This is a genomic window from Streptomyces sp. (assembly GCF_035563135.1).
Taxonomy (GTDB): Bacteria; Actinomycetota; Actinomycetes; order Streptomycetales; family Streptomycetaceae; genus Streptomyces.
Genome location: NZ_DATMVN010000519.1, coordinates 1 through 13,846, shown reverse-complemented (window position 1 = coordinate 13,846; position 13,846 = coordinate 1). Strand labels below are relative to the sequence as shown.

At 72.2% G+C, this 13,846-nt stretch carries 17 protein-coding genes and 1 pseudogene; 6 read left to right on the top strand and 12 right to left on the bottom strand.

What is annotated here, in order from left to right; all coding sequences use genetic code 11:
- Positions 1-1,232, top strand: a 1,232-nt coding sequence (locus VN520_RS22990; RefSeq protein WP_325748834.1) for a fused response regulator/phosphatase, incomplete at its 5' end; no start/stop codon positions are given.
- Here VN520_RS22990 and VN520_RS22985 read toward each other — a convergent pair.
- The 3 genes from VN520_RS22985 to VN520_RS22975 all read right to left on the bottom strand — a co-directional run bounded on the left by VN520_RS22985 (position 1,214) and on the right by VN520_RS22975 (position 2,882).
- On the bottom strand, positions 1,214-1,549 hold the full coding sequence (locus tag VN520_RS22985; RefSeq protein ID WP_325748833.1) for a DUF2516 family protein: 336 nt from the start codon (positions 1,547-1,549) through the stop codon (positions 1,214-1,216). The genes VN520_RS22990 and VN520_RS22985 overlap by 19 nt on opposite strands.
- Before the next feature lie 117 nt (positions 1,550-1,666).
- Positions 1,667-2,344, bottom strand: a complete 678-nt coding sequence (locus VN520_RS22980; RefSeq protein WP_325748832.1) for a hypothetical protein — start codon at positions 2,342-2,344, stop codon at positions 1,667-1,669.
- Positions 2,345-2,372: 28 nt separating this feature from the next.
- Entirely contained in the window at positions 2,373-2,882 is a 510-nt protein-coding gene (locus VN520_RS22975; RefSeq protein ID WP_325748831.1) for a helix-turn-helix transcriptional regulator, read from the bottom strand.
- Between the two features lie 213 nt (positions 2,883-3,095).
- Between VN520_RS22975 and VN520_RS22970 the strand changes: the two genes are divergently transcribed.
- Both VN520_RS22970 and VN520_RS22965 read left to right on the top strand, forming a co-directional pair.
- Entirely contained in the window at positions 3,096-3,617 is a 522-nt protein-coding gene (locus VN520_RS22970; RefSeq protein ID WP_325748830.1) for an ATP-binding protein, read from the top strand.
- Between the two features lie 101 nt (positions 3,618-3,718).
- Positions 3,719-4,312 carry a DinB family protein gene (locus tag VN520_RS22965; protein WP_325748829.1) on the top strand — a complete coding sequence of 198 codons (594 nt, stop codon included), beginning with the start codon at positions 3,719-3,721 and terminating at the stop codon, positions 4,310-4,312.
- A gap of 72 nt (positions 4,313-4,384) precedes the next feature.
- Here VN520_RS22965 and VN520_RS22960 read toward each other — a convergent pair.
- Together VN520_RS22960 and VN520_RS22955 are read right to left on the bottom strand one after the other, a co-directional pair.
- Positions 4,385-4,845, bottom strand: a pseudogene (locus VN520_RS22960) (TetR/AcrR family transcriptional regulator); the annotation flags it as partial.
- A complete protein-coding gene (locus VN520_RS22955; protein ID WP_325748828.1) occupies positions 4,842-5,615 on the bottom strand; it encodes a TetR/AcrR family transcriptional regulator in 774 nt (257 codons plus the stop codon). The gene VN520_RS22955 and the pseudogene VN520_RS22960, both read right to left, overlap by 4 nt.
- Positions 5,616-5,711: 96 nt before the next feature.
- On the opposite strand from VN520_RS22955, the gene VN520_RS22950 reads away from it, so the two are divergent.
- Positions 5,712-6,674, top strand: coding sequence for an ATP-binding cassette domain-containing protein (locus VN520_RS22950; protein WP_325748827.1), 963 nt, complete (start codon positions 5,712-5,714; stop codon positions 6,672-6,674).
- Positions 6,667-7,440: an ABC transporter permease gene (locus VN520_RS22945; RefSeq protein ID WP_325748826.1), complete on the top strand. Its 774-nt coding sequence runs from the start codon at positions 6,667-6,669 to the stop codon at positions 7,438-7,440. Before VN520_RS22950 ends, VN520_RS22945 begins: the two co-directional genes overlap by 8 nt.
- Before the next feature lie 4 nt (positions 7,441-7,444).
- Here VN520_RS22945 and VN520_RS22940 read toward each other — a convergent pair whose 3' ends face one another.
- From VN520_RS22940 to VN520_RS22930, 3 genes are all read right to left on the bottom strand, one after another.
- A complete protein-coding gene (locus VN520_RS22940) occupies positions 7,445-8,698 on the bottom strand; it encodes a GNAT family N-acetyltransferase (RefSeq protein WP_325748825.1) in 1,254 nt (417 codons plus the stop codon).
- Between the two features lie 169 nt (positions 8,699-8,867).
- Positions 8,868-9,845, bottom strand: coding sequence for an asparaginase (locus VN520_RS22935; protein WP_325748824.1), 978 nt, complete (start codon positions 9,843-9,845; stop codon positions 8,868-8,870).
- A 53-nt stretch (positions 9,846-9,898) separates the two neighbouring features.
- Complete coding sequence (locus VN520_RS22930; RefSeq protein ID WP_325748823.1) at positions 9,899-10,573, bottom strand: ABC transporter substrate-binding protein; 675 nt, start codon at positions 10,571-10,573, stop codon at positions 9,899-9,901.
- A 115-nt stretch (positions 10,574-10,688) separates the two neighbouring features.
- Between VN520_RS22930 and dtd the strand changes: the two genes are divergently transcribed.
- On the top strand, positions 10,689-11,138 hold the full coding sequence (dtd, locus tag VN520_RS22925; protein WP_325748822.1) for a D-aminoacyl-tRNA deacylase: 450 nt from the start codon (positions 10,689-10,691) through the stop codon (positions 11,136-11,138).
- A gap of 27 nt (positions 11,139-11,165) precedes the next feature.
- Here dtd and VN520_RS22920 read toward each other — a convergent pair whose 3' ends face one another.
- The 4 genes from VN520_RS22920 to VN520_RS22905 all read right to left on the bottom strand — a co-directional run.
- On the bottom strand, positions 11,166-12,131 hold the full coding sequence (locus VN520_RS22920) for a folate-binding protein (protein ID WP_325748821.1): 966 nt from the start codon (positions 12,129-12,131) through the stop codon (positions 11,166-11,168).
- 75 nt (positions 12,132-12,206) lie between these two features.
- Entirely contained in the window at positions 12,207-12,668 is a 462-nt protein-coding gene (locus VN520_RS22915; protein WP_325748820.1) for a Fur family transcriptional regulator, read from the bottom strand.
- A gap of 26 nt (positions 12,669-12,694) precedes the next feature.
- Positions 12,695-13,327, bottom strand: coding sequence for a restriction endonuclease subunit S (locus VN520_RS22910; RefSeq protein ID WP_325748819.1), 633 nt, complete (start codon positions 13,325-13,327; stop codon positions 12,695-12,697).
- On the bottom strand, positions 13,324-13,846 hold a 523-nt coding region (locus VN520_RS22905; protein ID WP_325748818.1), incomplete at its 5' end, for an N-6 DNA methylase. The genes VN520_RS22910 and VN520_RS22905, both read right to left, overlap by 4 nt.

The window sequence follows — 13,846 nt, the reverse complement described above, 5'->3', positions numbered from 1 at the left end:
TGTCGTCCCTCCCGGGGGCGCGGGTCCGCGTCCGTACCGCCCGCAACCTCACCGAGGCCGGCCGGCTGCTCACCGACGACGTCGACTGCATCCTGCTCGATCTCGACCTGGAGGCGGCCGCCCTGCCCACCGCGGCACGCGCCGACGGCCGCGAGGACGGGACCGGCCGGCCGGACGAGCTCGCCGCCCTCAAGCACATCCTGCGCATCGCGCCGCGCCACGCCGTCCTCGCGCTCACCGCGGGGGACGGCGCCGAGCGGGCTGCCGAAGCCGTACGGGTGGGGGCCCAGGACTACCTCTTCCGCGACGAGCTCGACGGGCGCCTCCTCAGCCGCGCCATCCGGTACGCCGTGGAGCGCAAGCGCGCGGACATCGCCCAGCACCAGCTCACCGAGTCCCGGCTGCGCGCCCAGGAGAACGCCCGGCTGGAGCGCGGGCTGCTGCCCACGCCGCTCCTCGACGGTTCCGGCCTCGCCTTCGCCGCCCACTACCGGCCGGGCCGCAGCCGCGCCCTGCTCGGCGGGGACTTCTACGACACGGTCCGCACGCCCGACGGCACGGTCCACGCGATGATCGGCGACGTCTGCGGGCACGGCCCGGACGAGGCGGCGCTCGGTGTCGAGCTGCGTATCGCCTGGCGGGCGCTCACGTTCGCCGGGCTCTGCGGTGACGCCCTGCTCTCCACGCTGCAGCAGGTCCTGGAGCACGAACGGCAGAGCGAGGAGATCTTCGCGACGCTCTGCACCGTCGACATCGCCCCCGACGGCCGCCGCGCGGGCCTGTGCATCGCGGGCCACCCCGCGCCGCTGATCGCCCGCCAGGGGCGGGCCGCGCACCTGCTCCCGTACGAGGACGGCGGCCCGGCCCTCGGCCTGCTGCCGCATGCCCGCTGGCCGCGGCGGCAGGTCGAGCTGGGCGGCTCCTGGAGCCTGATGATGTACACCGACGGGCTGATCGAAGGACGCGTCGGGCAGACGGGGAACCAGCGGCTGGGACAGGACGGCATGGTCGCGATGGTTAATGGCCGACTGGACCAGGGGCTCGGCGGCGAGGCCCTGCTGGAGGCCGCGGTCACCCAGGTGCAGGAGCTGAACGGCGGCGAACTGACCGATGACGTGGCGGTCCTGCTGCTGGAGCGCGACGAGGCCCGGATACGCCGAAGGGGCGGGAGCGCGACGCGCTCCCGCCCCGGGGCCGTCCCGTCGGCGGGCGCTCAGCGTCCGCCGTTGTAGGGGCCGTACGGTCCGTCGCTGCTGGAGCCTCCGCGACGGCCGCCGCCGCCCGACACGGCCTTGATCGCCGGCCGGACGTCCACCATGAAGACGATGGACGCGATGACGCCCGCGATCTGCAGGAACAGGATCGGGATGACGAGGTTCACGAAGACGGCGACGCCGAGGATGATCAGCCAGAAGGACTTCTTCTGCTTGTCCGCGGCCCGGTAGGCGTCCTCGCGCGCCGTCACGGCGAAGATCAGCGCGACCACGGCCAGGACGAGCATGGCCAGGTACAGCAGCTGGAGGAACGAGCCGAATGCTTCGAGCAACACGGTGAGCACCGCCTAGTCAGTGGATGAGCGCCTCGCGGCCAAGGTACCGGGACAACGACCCGGGCACCTTCAAAGGTGCCCGGCCCGTTCTTCCGGTACTCCCGGAACCGCTTCCGCCTACTTCGCGGAGGGCGGGGGGGTCTTCTTCGCCGCGGGCTTGCGCACGGGCGCCGTCCTCTTCGGCGCCGCAGCGGGTGCGGCCTTGGACTCGGCGGCCTTCGGCGCGGGCTTCTTCGCGGCGGGAGCCACCGGCTTCGCGGAGGTCACCGGCTTGGCGGGGGTCACCGGCTTGGCGGAAGCTCCCGGCGCCGCCTCGGACTTCTGCTTCGGGACGGACTTCGGCTCCGCCTCGATGACGGCGGCGATCTCGACGATCTCGTCGGCCGTCTCGCCGCGCCAGGTCCGCACGGTCTGCTCGCCGCGCTCGGCGACCTTCTCGTACGTCTCCCGGGCCCGGACGGCGTACTCGGCGGCCACACCCACGCTCCGCAGCGCCAGGTCCTGGGCGGTCTCGCCCCACTTCTTCAGGTCGGTGTCCAGTGCCCCGAAGACCTCGGTCACCTTCGCCTGCACGGTGGCCTGGGCTTCCCTGGCCTGCGTGGCGACCCGCTCCTGCACGGCCTTCGGGTCGGTGTTGCGCACCGCCTCGATCCGCTCGGGCGTCCCGGCCCGCAACTGCTCGATCAGAGCCGGGACCTTGCGCGCCTGCTCCACGGCGAGGTCGGCCGTGCCTGCGGCGAAGTAGAGGGGGGTGGGGTCGGTGAGGGTCTTGCGCAGGTCATCGGTGATGGCCATGACTGTGGTCCTCCCGGATCATCAGAAGTCAGTTCACTGGTGGGTCTGCATCACTGCCGCCGGCCGTGCGGGGGCCGCGGGCGTCCGGACGGGCACCGTTCGCGTCACCGGTGCCGCTTTCCGCACCGGCATCGATTCTGCTCTCCGCACCGGCGGCACCGTGGACCTCGGCGCCGGTGTCGGGAGCGACATCGAATCCGTTCTCCCGGCGGAAGGAGTCGTAGATCTGCAGCAGCACGTTCTTCTGCCGCTCGTTGATCGACGGATCGGCCAGTATGACCGCCCGCGTCTCCAGCTCCTCCCGTTCCCGCTCGTCGAGGATCCCGGCCCGCACGTAGAGCGTCTCGGCCGAGATCCGCAGGGCCTTGGCGACCTGCTGCAGCACCTCGGCGCTCGGCTTGCGCAGACCGCGTTCGATCTGGCTGAGATACGGATTGGACACCCCGGCGGCATCGGCGAGCTGCCGCAGGGAGAGCTGCGCGGTACGCCGCTGCTCACGCAGGTACTCGCCGAGATTGCCGACGTTGAGTGATGCCATGCCCCGATGGTGCACCACCCTTGCTAACTTTTGCAAGCGCATGCTTGCAAAAGTGTTCCGTGCCACCCGTACCGGGCCACCTGGCACACCGGGGCGACAGCGGCCCCCGGGGGGCAACGCCTCAGGCCCCTGGGCGCGAGGGAGCTGCCCGGAGCGCCGCCGGATTCCCGGTGCGCCCGCCCTGCGGCCCGCACAGCGCTAGCGTGGGCTCCCATGATCGTATGGCTCAACGGCACCCACGGCGCGGGCAAGACGACGACCAGTGCGCTCGTGCAGCAGCTGATCCCGGACTCACGGGTGTTCGACGCCGAAAAGGTCGGCGAGACGCTCATGGACATCACGCCGGGGCTGCCCTGGACGGGCAACTTCCAGCACTGGCCGCCGTGGCGGCCCCTCGTGGTCGAGACCGCCCGCCACGTGCTCGACTACACCGGCGGCACCCTGGTGATGCCCATGACCGTCCTGGTCGAGCAGTACTGGCGTGAGATCAGCACGGGCCTCGCCCACCACGGGATCCCGGTACGGCACTTCGTGCTCCACGCCGACCAGGACACCCTCCGCAGGCGCATCGAGGGGGACACCGTCCTCGGTCCCTCCGCATTCCGCCTCGAACACCTCGATCCCTACGCCGAGGCGGCCCGCACATGGCTGCACAGCGAGGCCGAGGTCGTCGACACCACCCGTCTCACCCCCGCCCAGGCCGCCCGGCACATCGCGAAGTCCGCCACCCGCTGAACCGGTCGAATCCGCCCTCCTGGCCGTGAGCCGCACCTGTGATCTCCGAGTCCGGCCGACGGGCTTCCCCGGAACGGCCCTGGAGGGACAGGCTGGGCGCCATGACCGCATCTGACGCCAAGGCCGACCTCCACTCCTACCTGCAGTCGGCCCGCGACGCCCTGCTGTGGAAGCTCGAAGGGCTCTCGGAGTACGACGCCCGACGCCCGCTGACACCGACCGGGACGAATCTCCTGGGCCTGGTCAAGCACGTGGCCGGTGTGGAACTGGGCTACCTCGGCGACACCTTCGGGCGGCCGTCCGGCGAACCGCTGCCGTGGATCGAGGACGGGGCCGAGGCCAATGCCGACATGTGGGCCACCGCCGACGAGTCCCGCGAGCAGATCGTGGGGCTCTACCACCGGGCCTGGGCCCACGCGGACGCGACGCTCGACGCGCTGCCGCTGGACACGGTCGGCACCGTCCCGTGGTGGCCGAGCCACCGGGCGGAGGTGACGCTGCACCACGCCGTGGTACGCGTCATCGCCGATACGCACCGGCACGCCGGGCACGCCGACATCCTCCGGGAACTCATGGACGGCGCCGTGGGGATGAACAAGGGCAACGACAGCGTTCCGCCGGGTGACACGGCGTGGTGGGAGAACCACCGGAACCGGCTGGAGCGCGTCGCCCGCGAGGCCGGCCGGGATGCATGACGCCGGCACGCCTGCGGACGCCCCGGACCGGCCCGAGAACGACCCCGCGGACGCCCCGGACCGGCCGGGGACCGGGGTGCCGGGGTCCAGGGCGCGGGCGAGCGCGGCCTCGGAGCGGCCCTGGTAGGCGTACAGGCGGGCGACGAGGGACAGGGTCCCGTAGAGCAGCCGGTGGAAGGCCAGCACCTGCGGGTCGTCGCAGAGGCCGGTCACCGGGTCGCGGCGCTCCAGGCCGTCCAGGAAGTGGTGGCGCAGTGCGTCGAGGGGGTGGCTCCGTCAGGCCTGCCGGAGACGACACGGGCCGCCTCGTTCTCGTGGTCGGCGAACCGGTGCAGGACCAGGTCCTCCTTGGCCGGGAAGTACCGGAACAGCGCCGGCTTCGAGATGTCGGCCGCCACGGCCACCTCGGCCACCTCGGTTACCGAGACCTTGCCGAAGCCCCGTTCGAGGAACATCGTGATGGCGGCGTCGGAGACGGCCTGGTAGGTCAGCCGCTTCTTGCGTTCGCGCAGGCCGGGCTTCTCGGTGCTCATGCCGGTGCGTCCCGCCGGATGAGCACGTCGATCCCGTCAAGGATCCGTTCGAGACCGAACACGAAGTCGTAGTCGGCTTCGTCCGGCTCGCTCATGGCCTCGGTGGCCAGCAGCCCGGACAGCGCGGGATGACGGACGGGGTCGACGAGGCGTCGCACCGTCCGCTCCCACCCCGCCATGAACTCCTCGGCGGAGACCCCCTTCTTCTCGACGGCGGCGGCGACGTCGCTCATCGTCGTGGCCTCGTTCCGCACGAATCCCGTGACGAGGAGGATGACCGAGATCTTGTCGCCCGGGGACAGGCCGCTGTCCGACAGTGCCTGGAGCCCCTGTTCCCACCACAGCACCATGTGGGGGCTGGCCGGCGGGCCCGCGATCGGGATGCGCAGGGACCACAGGTTGCGCTGGAACATCCGGCGCTGGGCCCACGCCCACTGGCGGAGCGCCTCGCGCCAGCCCGCCCCCTCCTCCAGCGCGGGCAGCGGCGGAGGGGCACCCATGGCCGCCTCCTGCATGAGGACGTACAGCTCCTCCTTGGCGGAGACGTAACGGTAGAGCGACATCGTCGAGACGCCGAGTTCCTTGGCGACCCGTCCCATCGAGACCGCCGAAAGCCCCTCACCCGCGGCCACCGACACGGCCGCGGCCACGATGCGGTCCAGCGTCAGACCGGGTTTCGGGCCCTTGGCCGGACGGTCGCGAAGCCCCCACGCCGCCTCGACGCTGGCGGGCAGGCCCGTGCCGCCCGACGCACTGCTGTTCTCCGTCACCCGAAGCCGCCTTCCCCATCACTGGCTTGCCACCATCCTAGGTTTGCGTAATGCTTACGCAGTAACGCGTATGTCATACGCAGAAGGGGGATCGCCATGACCACAGGCATGGACGACGTCATGATCGAGGCACACGGCCTCACCAAGTCCTACGGGAAACCGGGCGTCAGGGTCCTGGACGGTGTCGGCCTCCGGGTCGCACGCGCCGGGATCCACGCGCTGCTCGGCCCCAACGGCGCGGGCAAGACCACGACCGTGCGGATCCTCGCCACTCTCACCACCGCCGACTCCGGCACGGCGCGCGTCGCCGGGCACGACGTCGTCACCGCCCGGCGCCAGGTCCGCCGCACCATCAGCCTGACCGGGCAGTTCGCCGCTGTCGACGAGACCCTGACCGGCGAGGAGAACCTGCGGATGATGGCGCGGCTGTCCGGACTGGCCCGCAGCCGGGCCCGGCACCGCGCCGGGGAACTCCTCGACCGCTTCGGCCTCACCGACGCGGCCCGCCGCCAGGTCCGTACGTACTCCGGGGGGATGCGCCGCCGCCTGGACCTGGCGGCGGGACTGGTCGGCTCGCCCGAACCGGGCGTCCTCTTCCTCGACGAACCCACCACGGGCCTCGACCCGCGCAGCCGCCGCGAGCTCTGGCAGGTGGTCCGTGACCTCGCCGGCCGGGGCGCCGCCGTCCTGCTCACCACGCAGTACCTGGAGGAGGCCGATCAGCTCGCCGACCGCATCAGCGTCCTCGCCAAGGGCCGCATCGTCGCCGAAGGCACCCCTCAGGACCTGAAATCACGCGTCGCCGGCCACCGCCTGGACCTCGTCCTCAGCAGCCGCGAGGCATACCTCCGGCTCGCCACCCGGGCCGTCCACCACTCCCCCGAGACCCTCACCGTGGGCATCCCCACGGACGGTACCGCCGTCCACACCCGCGCCCTGCTCGACGAGATCGACCCGCACCGCACCGACGTCGAACGCTTCTCCGTGCACAGCGCGACCCTCGACGACGTGTTCCTCGCCCTCACCGCCGAGAAGACGGAGGCACCGGCCCGTGTCTGACACCCCCGGAACCCTGACCCACGCCACGGTCATGACCGGCCGCAGCCTGCTCATCAGCCGCCGCAACATCGACGCCGTCATCACGGCGATGATGCTGCCGATCATGCTGATGCTGATCTTCGTCTACTTCTTCGGCGGCGCGATCGACACGGGCACCGCCTACGACTCCTACGTCATGTACGTGGTCCCCGGCGTCCTGTTCCTGTGCGCCGGCTTCGGATCGGCCACCACCGCGGTCGCGGTGAGCGAGGACATGAAGGGCGGCATCATCGACCGCTTCCGCTCCCTGGACATCGGCGCGATGCCGATCCTGGCCGGCCATGTCGCGGCGAGCACGGTGCGCAACCTGGTCTCCACCACGCTGGTGTTCGCCGTCGCCCTGCTCATCGGCTTCCGCCCCGCCGCCACCCCCGCCGGCTGGCTCGCCGTCGCCGCCGTGCTGCTCGCCTACATCGTGGCCCTGTCCTGGGTCTCCGCGGCGATGGGCCTGCTCGCCCGGACACCGGAGGCAGCCGGGGGATTCTCCTTCTTCATGTCGTTCCTGCCCTACCCGAGCAGCGCGTTCGTCCCGGTCGACAGCATGCCCGGCTGGCTCCAGGGCTTCGCCGACCACCAGCCGGTCACCCCGGCCATCGAGTCCCTGCGCGGTCTCCTCCTGGACCAGCCGGTGGGCAACGCCCCGTGGACCGCGCTCGCCTGGGCGGCCGGGATCCTGCTGGTGTCCATGGCCCTGACGGGTGTGCTCTTCAGGACCCGGACGCGGTGACGCCTCAGAACACGTCCGGGCACCACGCCCGCCGTGACGTCCGGAACATCACGTCCGCCGTCGCCGCCGCGCCCGCGCGGTGTTCGTCGAGCCTGCCCAGCGCGGCCAGCCGCACCGGCGACTCGTCGCCGAGGCAGAGCGTGCTCAGCTCCGCCACGTCCAGCGTGAGGTCGGCGCCCCGGGCCGTGGGGACGCAGGAGGCGCCGGACGGTGAGACCTCCAGCAGGAAACGGCCGCCTGCCAGGCCCGCGCCGTCCCGGACGTCCAGGACCAGGGCGCCCTCGGTCGCGTACGTACGTGCCTCCAGGACTCCGGGGACGTCCAGGAGGCGCAGCCACAGCCAGTCCGCCTGGGTCACGATCCGGGCGGCCCGGGGGTCCGGGAGGAGGAGGGGGAGCACGTCGTCGGGCGCGCGGTAGCCCGTGCGGACGGTGGTGATCCAGTCGATGGAGCAGACGAACTGCCACAGCGCGCGTTCCGCCACCGGGGTCACGGCGATCATGCTGGACACCGTCGCCTTGTTGAGCGGCTGCTTCCCGTCGCCCCAGTGGTCGTCGGCGCGGTAGACGATCAGCCCGTCCGTCTCCCCGTCCGGCGACCGGTACACCGCGTAGAAGGGCTCCGTCCACGCGTCGGCCGCCGGGACGTCCACCCCGGTGCTGCGCTGCCACCAGCGCTCGTCCCGGGAGACCACGCCGTGCTGCCAGGCCGCGAGACGGCCGTGCAGCTCGGGACCCAGCTTGCGCACGTCCGCGCCGTCCACCAGCTCGATCCGGCCGCCGTCCGCCTCGGAGGGGACCTGGGCGCGCGGGTCCAGACCGGCCCGGGGGACGTCGATCTCCCACTCCGCGGTCCAGGTCGCCGGCCCGAATCCGTACCGCCCGTAGATCGGGTACTCCGCGGCGATCAGGGAGGCGACCACGTCGCCGCGCTCCTTCGCCGCCGCCAGGTCCGTGGCCATCATCCTGCTGAGGAGCCCGCGGCGGCGGTGCGTGGGCGTCACCGTCACGGCGGTGACCGCGTCGGCCGGCACCGTGGCACCACCGGGGACGGTCAGTTCCTGCGCGAACGACCGGAAGGTGGCCACACAGCGCCCGGCGTCGAAGACCCCCTGGACACGGGCGAGATCGGTATGAGCCAGGCGCACCGCGATCTCCTCCTCCGGCGGTGCCGGCGTGGAGAGCAGGAACCCCGTGCCCACGGCGCGCATCCAGTCGGGGTATTCGGCTGCGGAGACGGTACGCGGATCAAGACTCATGCCGCCACGCTATGCACCGGGGGTTCGACTGTCGCCCGTATTTCCGGCCGCACGGCGCGGGCACGACGGCCCCGCACCGGCACGGCACGAGGTCCGGCGGCCCCGCACCGGCGCGGCACGAGGTCCGGCGGCCCCGCACGGGCGCGGGGCACGCGGCTCCCGCCGTCGCTCAGAACGCCGCCCGGACCTCCCCCACCACCGCGTCGCCACCCGTCAGCGGCGCCCGCCCGATGCGGGACACCACCGGGGAGTCGACGCCCAGCAGTTCGAGGGAGCGGGCCAGCACCGGGCCCAGGGCGCGGGTGGAACCGTCGTCGATCTTGAAGGCCAGGGCCCTGCCGTCCGGGAGCGCCAGCGCCTGGACCGCCTCCGCGCCCATCTTGGAGAGCGCCCCCGGCACCTCCCGCATCAGCCAGGTGTCCGGCCGGCGCGTGCCCGCGACGTACTCAGGGTGCGCCCGCATCGCGTCCGCGACCCGGCGTTCCGCCGTGCCCGGCTCCGCCAGCACGAACGCACGGAACGCGCGGGCCAGGCCCACCAGCCCGATGGCCATCAGCGGGGCCCCGCAGCCGTCCGTGCCGATCGCCGCGACGGGCTCGCCCGCCGCCCGTGCGACGACCTCGCCCACCAGCCGCTGGAGCGGGTGCGCCGGGTCCAGATAGGTCGCCGTGTCCCACCCGTTGCGTACGCAGACGGCGAGCATCGCCGCGTGCTTGCCGGAGCAGTTCATGGTGAGCGGCTCCCGCACACCCCCGGCTGCGAGATACGCCTCCGCCTCGACCGGGTCCAGCGGAAGGTCGGGCGGCGTCTGCAGATCGGCGGCCTTCAGCCCGTGCTCGGCGAGCATCGTGCGCACCAGGCCGAGGTGGAAGTCCTCCCCCGAGTGGCTCGCCGCGGCCAGTGCCAGCCGCTCCCCCGAGAGGTCCAGCCCGGCCCGCAGGATCGCGGCGGCCTGCATCGGCTTGTTGGACGAGCGCGGGAAGACCGGGCCCGCCGGATCCCCGAGCGCCAGCTCCACGCTCCCGTCGGCGGCCAGGATCACCAGCGACCCCCTGTGACGTCCCTCGGTGAAACCGGACCGTACGACCTCGGCCAGGACCGGGAGCACGGACGGGGAGGACGGGGACGGGACTGTGGAGGACGTCATGCTGGCGGGTGGCCTTCCGGGGACGGGCGTGACCCGCCCCCGGAAGGGTCGCTTCAGACGAGCAGGTCCTCTACTTGTGCTTCCCCGTCACGGTACCTGCGGGCGATCTCCGCACTGCAATCGTCCACGGTCCGCTGGAGCCGGTGACGGCGCCTCGACACCTGCTGCTCGTAGCGGACGAGCCGCCCCATGGCGGTCAGGAGCTCCTGGTCCGTCCGGGCGTCGAGGTCCGAGAGCTCGACCTCCGCGAGCGTGTCGGCCGCGAGCTGCCGGTACTCGGCGCTGCGCGGCGTGGTGAGGGTGACGTGCCGCGCCGAGGAACGGTGGACGGACGGGGTGTCGGCGAGGATCTCCGAGAGCCGGTCCACCACGGGCGACTCGGGGTCCACCCGGCGCGCGAGTTCGGCCCGCAGGATGTCGATCCGGCCCTGGACCAGACGGCGTACGTAACTGAGGTCCGCCTCGTCGCGCTGGGCGTCACGGCGCACGGTGCGCAGCTCCGGCAGCCGCAGTCCGCCGAATTCGGGCAGGGGGCGTACGGATGCCGGCCCTTCGACCGCACCGCCCCCGGCCTGTCCGGGCACGGACACCGCTCCGGGCAGCTGCACGGGCGGGGCGGGCAGCTGGCCGGGCGCAGCAACGCTCCGCTGGACCGGGGGCCGCAAGCCGGCGGCTGTGCGCGTCCCTGGTACGGCCCTGGGTGATGGCCCGGTTCCCTGTGTCGTCATGATGTTCCGTCCCCTCGACCGGTGCGTCGGCACACCGACATCGTGCATGGTGCCACTACGCACGGTGTTGATGCAGGTGCTTCGTACCCGTTCGGCCCAAGATAGGTTGGTCTGTATGCGTGCAGTGATACAGAGAGTGGACGGCGCCAGCGTCACCGTGGCGGGCGCCGCGGACGATGCGCCGGAGACCGGTACGGTCGGCGAGATCATCGGCGAGGGGCTGTGTGTGCTGGTGGGGGTCACTCACGGCGACACCGCGGAGAAGGCGGCGCAGCTCGCCCGCAAGCTGTGGACCCTGCGCGTCCTCGATGGCGAGAAGTCCTGCTCGGACGTGAACGCGCCGCTGCTGGTCATCTCGCAATTTACTCTGTACGGGGACGCCAGGAAGGGCCGCAGGCCCACGTGGAACGCCGCCGCGCCGGGCGAGGTCGCCGAGCCGCTGGTCGACGAGGTGGTGGCACACCTGCGCGCGCTCGGCGCGCAGGTGGAGACGGGCCGGTTCGGGGCGGACATGCGGGTCTCGCTCACGAATCACGGCCCGTTCACCGTCCTGGTCGAGGTGTAGCGGTGCGGCCGGCCGCGCGTAGCCGGCCTACGGCTCGACGACCGTCTCCTGGGCCGCCGCGGTATCACCCGCGATCAGCTCCGCGTCCACGGCGACGTTCCGCTTCACCAGCGCCAGGGCGATGGGGCCCAGCTCGTGGTGGCGGGCCGAGGTGGTGATGAAACCGAGCTGCCGGCCCTCCGCCCCGTCGGCGGCGAGCCGGACCGGCGTCCCGTGGCCGGGCAGGTGGACCTCGCTGCCGTCCAGGTGGAGGAAGACGAGCCGGCGCGGCGGCTTCCCCAGGTTGTGGACCCGGGCGACCGTCTCCTGGCCCCGGTAGCAGCCCTTCTGCAGGTGCACGGCGCTGCCGATCCAGCCCAGCTCGTGCGGGATGGTGCGGTGGTCGGTCTCGAATCCCAGGCGCGGGCGGTGCGCCTCCACGCGCAGCGCCTCGTACGCCAGGATCCCGGCCACCGGGCCGTGCGCGGCGGCGTACGTCTCCAGGTCGGCCCGGGGCAGGAAGAGGTCACGGCCGTGCGCCGTCTCCCGGACGGCGACGCCGTCCGGGACCGGGGCGATGGAACCGGCCGGCAGGTGTACGACGGCGAAGTCCTCGGTGCGGTCGGCGACCTCGACCCGGTAGAAGAACTTCATCGACTCCAGGTACGCGACCAGCTCGCCCCGGGTCCCCGGCTCGGCGTGCATCCACACCGTCGTGCCGTCGTCGACCAGATAGAGGGCGTGCTCGATGTGTCCGTTGGCGGAGAGGATCAGCGCCTCGGTCGCCCGGTTCGGCGCGAGATCGCTGACGTGCTGGGTGAGCAGCAGATGCAGCCAGGACAGCCGGTCGTCGCCGGTGACCGTGACGACCCCGTGGTGCGAGAGGTCGACGAGGCCGCTGCCGTCGGCGAGGGCGCGTTGCTCACGGAACAGGTCGCCGTAGTGCGCGGCGACGCCTTCGTCGCGCCCCTCGGCGGGGACGGCGCCGGGCAGGGACAGCAAGGGGCTCTTCATGCGACCAGCGTACGACCCGCGCGACCCGGCCCGACGACCCGCGTGGCCCGGCCCCGACGACCCGCGTGGCCCGGCCTAGCGGGCGCTGCCCGACCCCTCCGGCGGTCCGGCCTCCGCCGCCTTCGCCGTGCAGTCGGCGCAGCGGCCGAAGATCGCGAAGTGCTTCATGTCGGTCTCGAAGCCGAAGGTGCCCCGCAGCTTCGCCGTGAAGTCGGCGACGACGTCGACATCGGCCTCGATGACGTCCGTGCAGTCCCGGCAGACGAGGTGGATGTGGTGGTGACGGTCCGCCAGGTGGTACGTCGGTGCGCCGTGCCCGAGGTGGGCATGACTGACCAGCCCGAGCTCCTCCAGGAGCTCCAGGGTCCGGTAGACGGTGGAGATGTTCACACCCGACGCCGTCTTCCGCACCTCGCAGAGGATGTCGTCGGGCGTCGCGTGCTCCAGTGTGTCCACGGCCTCCAGGACGAGCTGGCGCTGAGGCGTCAGCCGGTAGCCACGCTGCCGAAGATCGGTCTTCCAGTCGGTGCTCACCACAGCCCCAGTGTAGGGCGGGGCCGCGCTCACTCCGGGATCACCGGCAGTTGTCCGCTCATCAACAGGCCGGCAACGGACTCCCGCAGCAGCCCGGTCGTGCGCGCGATCTCCTCGTGCACCCGGATCTTCTCGTCCAGTGCGCCGAGCACGGCGCCGATCCGGTGCTGCTGGGCGGGCGGAGGCAGCACGACCGGCAGGCCGGCCAACGCGCCGACGGTGATCGACCGGATGGCGCTTCCGGCGGAGTGGCTTCTCATCCAGGCCACTGCGCCGGGGCCGGAGAGAAAGCCGGTCAGATATGACGCGATCGCCGGGTCGGACGGCCGCACGCAGAGCACATGCGGGTTGTGGAACCACCCCGTCTCCGCGTCCGTGACCAGAGCGACGCGTCCCACGGTGCCGGTGCGGGTGACAAGGATGTCTCCCGCTCGGACGCGTCCACGGTCCAGCCCCTCGGCCTGCCCGCCGCTGACGAAGGCGGACGCCGAGTGGACAATCCTGCGTTCCCGAAGATCGCCGGGCCGCACCAGCGGCACCGCTCCCGGTTCCGCCTCTTTCAGCACGGTCATCGGGGCCCCGGCCGACCGCAGCTCGCACAGTTGCGAGAGCGGGGCGACCAGCCAGCCCTGAGGCACGTCCTCCTGACCGTCCGTGGTCATAGTCCGTACTCCTCGAACAGGTCCTGGATGTGACGGTCGATGTCGCGTGCCTGGTCACCGAGCTCCGCCAGCCGTCTGTTCAGCGCCCGCACCCGGCCGCCGGTCGCGGTCTGTACGGGTGCCGTCGCCCGGGTGGCCAGATAAGCGGTCGCACTCAGCGAGTATCCGTTCGCCCGGATCTCCTCGATGCCGGCGATGCGGCTGAAGCCCTCCCGTTCCTCCCTGGACCGGGCGGTCCGGACCAGCAGATCCGTGTCCTCGGCCGCCAGTACACGACGGGTGCGGGAAGTCATCGATCCCAGACCTGTCGCGTCGGCGAAGAAGACATCCTGGCAGGAGCCTGTCGGGTGCTTCAGGAGCCATACGGTCACGGCGACCGCGGTGGCGGCGAACAACTGCGGCGGCAGAGCTACCAGTCCCTCCACCGCACCGTCCTCGATCATCGCCCGCCGGATCCTCCGCTCGCCGGGGTGTGCGGAGGACGCCGCGTTGGTCGGCATCACCACGCAGGCCCTACCC

Excerpts from the sequence above, each read along its gene's own strand:
- VN520_RS22980 (WP_325748832.1), bottom strand. The coding sequence starts at position 2,344 with ATGGCCATCACCGATGACCTGCGCAAGACCCTCACCGACCCCACCCCC.
- VN520_RS22975 (WP_325748831.1), bottom strand. The coding sequence starts at position 2,882 with ATGGCATCACTCAACGTCGGCAATCTCGGCGAGTACCTGCGTGAGCAG.
- VN520_RS22970 (WP_325748830.1), top strand. The coding sequence starts at position 3,096 with ATGATCGTATGGCTCAACGGCACCCACGGCGCGGGCAAGACGACGACC.
- VN520_RS22965 (WP_325748829.1), top strand. The coding sequence starts at position 3,719 with ATGACCGCATCTGACGCCAAGGCCGACCTCCACTCCTACCTGCAGTCG.
- VN520_RS22950 (WP_325748827.1), top strand. The coding sequence starts at position 5,712 with ATGACCACAGGCATGGACGACGTCATGATCGAGGCACACGGCCTCACC.
- VN520_RS22940 (WP_325748825.1), bottom strand. The coding sequence starts at position 8,698 with ATGAGTCTTGATCCGCGTACCGTCTCCGCAGCCGAATACCCCGACTGG.
- VN520_RS22935 (WP_325748824.1), bottom strand. The coding sequence starts at position 9,845 with ATGACGTCCTCCACAGTCCCGTCCCCGTCCTCCCCGTCCGTGCTCCCG.
- VN520_RS22930 (WP_325748823.1), bottom strand. The coding sequence starts at position 10,573 with ATGACGACACAGGGAACCGGGCCATCACCCAGGGCCGTACCAGGGACG.
- dtd (WP_325748822.1), top strand. The coding sequence starts at position 10,689 with ATGCGTGCAGTGATACAGAGAGTGGACGGCGCCAGCGTCACCGTGGCG.
- VN520_RS22920 (WP_325748821.1), bottom strand. The coding sequence starts at position 12,131 with ATGAAGAGCCCCTTGCTGTCCCTGCCCGGCGCCGTCCCCGCCGAGGGG.
- VN520_RS22910 (WP_325748819.1), bottom strand. The coding sequence starts at position 13,327 with ATGACCACGGACGGTCAGGAGGACGTGCCTCAGGGCTGGCTGGTCGCC.